The sequence below is a fragment of the Mesorhizobium sp. M7A.F.Ca.US.006.04.2.1 genome, assembly GCF_004022915.1.
In the GTDB taxonomy this organism is placed as follows: domain Bacteria; phylum Pseudomonadota; class Alphaproteobacteria; order Rhizobiales; family Rhizobiaceae; genus Mesorhizobium; species Mesorhizobium ciceri.
On the sequence record NZ_RZQA01000880.1, the window covers coordinates 1 to 2,535 of the forward strand.

Consider the following 2,535-nt stretch of genomic DNA (forward strand, 5'->3'; position numbering starts at 1 on the left):
ACTGGATGATAGCCGTGTTGGTCATCGCGTAGGGAATGATGCGGTCGATCACCCGCTCGAGGTCGACCACCGACCCGACATGCGCCAGCGCGATGAAACAATCCTCTCCGGTTACGCGGTCGCATTGCACGATCTCCGGCAGTTCGCGGATGATCTCGGCCACGACGGCCAACTGCCCCGGCACTGGCCGGATGCGCAGCCATGCCGACAGCGGCAGGCCGAGTGCCGTCGGGTTGATCCTGACCGAATAGGCCTCGATGACGCCGCTTTCCTGCAGCCGCTTGATGCGCTCAGCCACACTCGGTGCCGACAGGCCCACCGAGCGTGCCAGCTCCGCCGTGCTGGTGCGCGCGTCCTTTTCCAGCAGGCGCAGGATCTTCATGTCGGCGGCATCGAGATCGGCGCTTTCAGTTCGAAGGCGCTTCATGGAAAACTCCTTTATTCCGGGAGAAAGATAGCCGAAATAGCTAATCATCATCTATATAAATAGGCAAATCTGCCTGCGATACTGATCCGATGGATGATCAAACGCAAGCTCTCGCGGCGACCCCTGCCCCGGGCAACTTCACCCTGGGCAAGCTAACGGAAAAACTGCCGCCGCATGTCTGGTTCGGCGTCAGCGCCGTCTTCCACTATCTCGGGCCGGCCTTCGCCGTGCTGCTTTTCCCGCATGTCGGCGTGCTCGGCATGGCGTGGCTGCGCATCGCCACGGCAGCACTCATCTTCGCACCCCTGACCCGTCCATGGCGAAGCTTCGCACGCGCCGATCGCACGACGCGGCTGCTGTTGCTGGCCTTCGGCGCCTGTCTGGCGGTGATGAACTGTTCGTTCTACCTGGCGCTCGACCGACTGCCGATCTCGCTGGTGGCGGCGATCGAATTCGTCGGCATCATCGGCGTCGCGGCGATCGGCCTCAGGAGCACGCGCAATCTCGCCGCCCTTGCCATCGCCGATGATCTCTTCCCTCATCATTATGCAGCGGCGGACCATACGGGACGAAGCGATCAGGCGTTCGTTGACCACCATGCTGGAGCGCATCGAAGCCCTGAGCACGGTGCATCGGCGGCTTTATCAGTCGAAGGACGTCAGCAAGTTCGATGTGGCGGATTTCGCCAAGGATCTGGTGACAGACCTGCTGACGGCGTCGGGGCGCTCTGAGATCAGTCCGGCTCTCGACCTGGAACCGATCGTCATTTCCGCGGAAAAGGCAACGCCCGTCGCTCTGATGGTCAACGAACTCGTCACCAATGCTCTGAAGCATGCCTTCAAGTCCAAGCCCGACGGAATGTCGGCCGGCCGCCTGGGCATCAAAATGAGCCAGCCCGACGGCCACTTGAATATCGAGGTGTCGGACGACGGCGTCGGCATGGCCGACGCCAACGGCGATGCCTCGTTCGGCATGCGGCTGATCAAATCGCTCGCCCGCCAGTTGCATGCCGAGATCGAATGGCGCGACACCGGCCCCGGCACGAAGGTCGTTATCTCGATCCCGAACGAACCTCAGGAAAAAGGGAATGTGTCATGATTGAGCCGCTCAAGGTCCTGATCATCGAGGACGAAGCGCTGCTGGCAATGGAGCTGGAGAGCCTTGTCGAGGACGCCGGCCACAGCGTCGTCGGCTGGGCGACCTCTTCGGCGGAAGCCATGGCCATGGCGGATGCGACCGAAGCCGATATCGCCTTCGTCGACATCCATCTGAGTGACGGGCCGTCCGGCATCGACGTGGCCAAGTACATAGGCGAAAGGAAGAGTTCGACGGTGGTGTTCATGACCGCCAATCCGAAGCGCATCCCCGATCATTTCGCCGGCGCGATCGGCGTCATAGCCAAGCCTTACACGATGAACGGGCTGACGTCGGCGTTGCGGTACCTGCAGGAAGGCGTGCGCCGCCCGCCCCCCGTTTCGGCGCGGCCGGCCGGCTTCACCCTGTCGCCGGCCTTCGAAACCGCCTGGGCGCCGGCGGCATGACAGCTGAAGTCATTTCAGTTTTTCCCGAAGGAAGGCGATCGTTCTGCCCCAGGCGAGGTCAGCCGCCTTCTTGTCGTAGCGCGCCGCCGACGTGTCGTTGTTGAAGGCGTGGTTGGCGCCTTCATAAACATAGACCGTGTAGTCGACATGCGCCGCGTCGAGTTCCTTCTTGAAGGCGTCGATGCCGGCATTGATGCGCTCGTCGAGTCCGCCATAGTGCAGCAGCAAGGCCGCCTTGATCTTGGATATATCGGCGGCCTTCGGCTGCATGCCGTAATAGGCAACGCCGGCACTGAGATCGGGCGCGTTGACGGCCAGCATGTTGACCGTGCCACCGCCCCAGCAGAAGCCGATAGCGCCGACCTTGCCGTTGCCGTCCTTGTCGCTCTTGAGGAAAGCGACGGTCGCAACACCGTCAGCGATGGTCTGCGCCGGATCGAGCTTGCCGAACATGTCGCGCGCCTTGTCTTCGTCGGTCGGCGTGCCGCCGAGCGGCGACAGAAAATCCGGCGCCAGCGCCACGAAGCCTTCCAGCGCCACGCGCCGCGCCACATCGCGGATATGCTG

Annotated in this window: 4 protein-coding genes and 1 pseudogene; 3 read left to right on the top strand and 2 right to left on the bottom strand. The window is 62.7% G+C overall.

Translation table 11 applies throughout. The features are described 5' to 3' along the window. The coding region (locus tag EN925_RS31545; protein ID WP_164894517.1) for an Lrp/AsnC family transcriptional regulator at window positions 1-427 on the bottom strand (427 nt) is incomplete at its 3' end. Window positions 428-516: 89 nt separating this feature from the next. Here EN925_RS31545 and EN925_RS41060 point away from each other — a divergent pair. From EN925_RS41060 to EN925_RS31560, 3 genes and pseudogenes are all read left to right on the top strand, one after another. Then, window positions 517-951, top strand: a pseudogene (locus EN925_RS41060) (EamA family transporter); the annotation flags it as partial. A 22-nt stretch (window positions 952-973) separates the two neighbouring features. Further along, the gene (locus tag EN925_RS31555) at window positions 974-1,525 is read left to right on the top strand and encodes a sensor histidine kinase (RefSeq protein ID WP_245460942.1); all 552 of its coding nucleotides are present in this window, start codon (window positions 974-976) and stop codon (window positions 1,523-1,525) included. Then, window positions 1,522-1,968, top strand: coding sequence for a response regulator (locus tag EN925_RS31560; protein WP_013531002.1), 447 nt, complete (start codon window positions 1,522-1,524; stop codon window positions 1,966-1,968). Before EN925_RS31555 ends, EN925_RS31560 begins: the two co-directional genes overlap by 4 nt. Before the next feature lie 9 nt (window positions 1,969-1,977). Here the strand turns inward: EN925_RS31560 and EN925_RS31565 are convergent. Next, on the bottom strand, window positions 1,978-2,535 hold a 558-nt coding region (locus EN925_RS31565; protein ID WP_164894518.1), incomplete at its 5' end, for a dienelactone hydrolase family protein.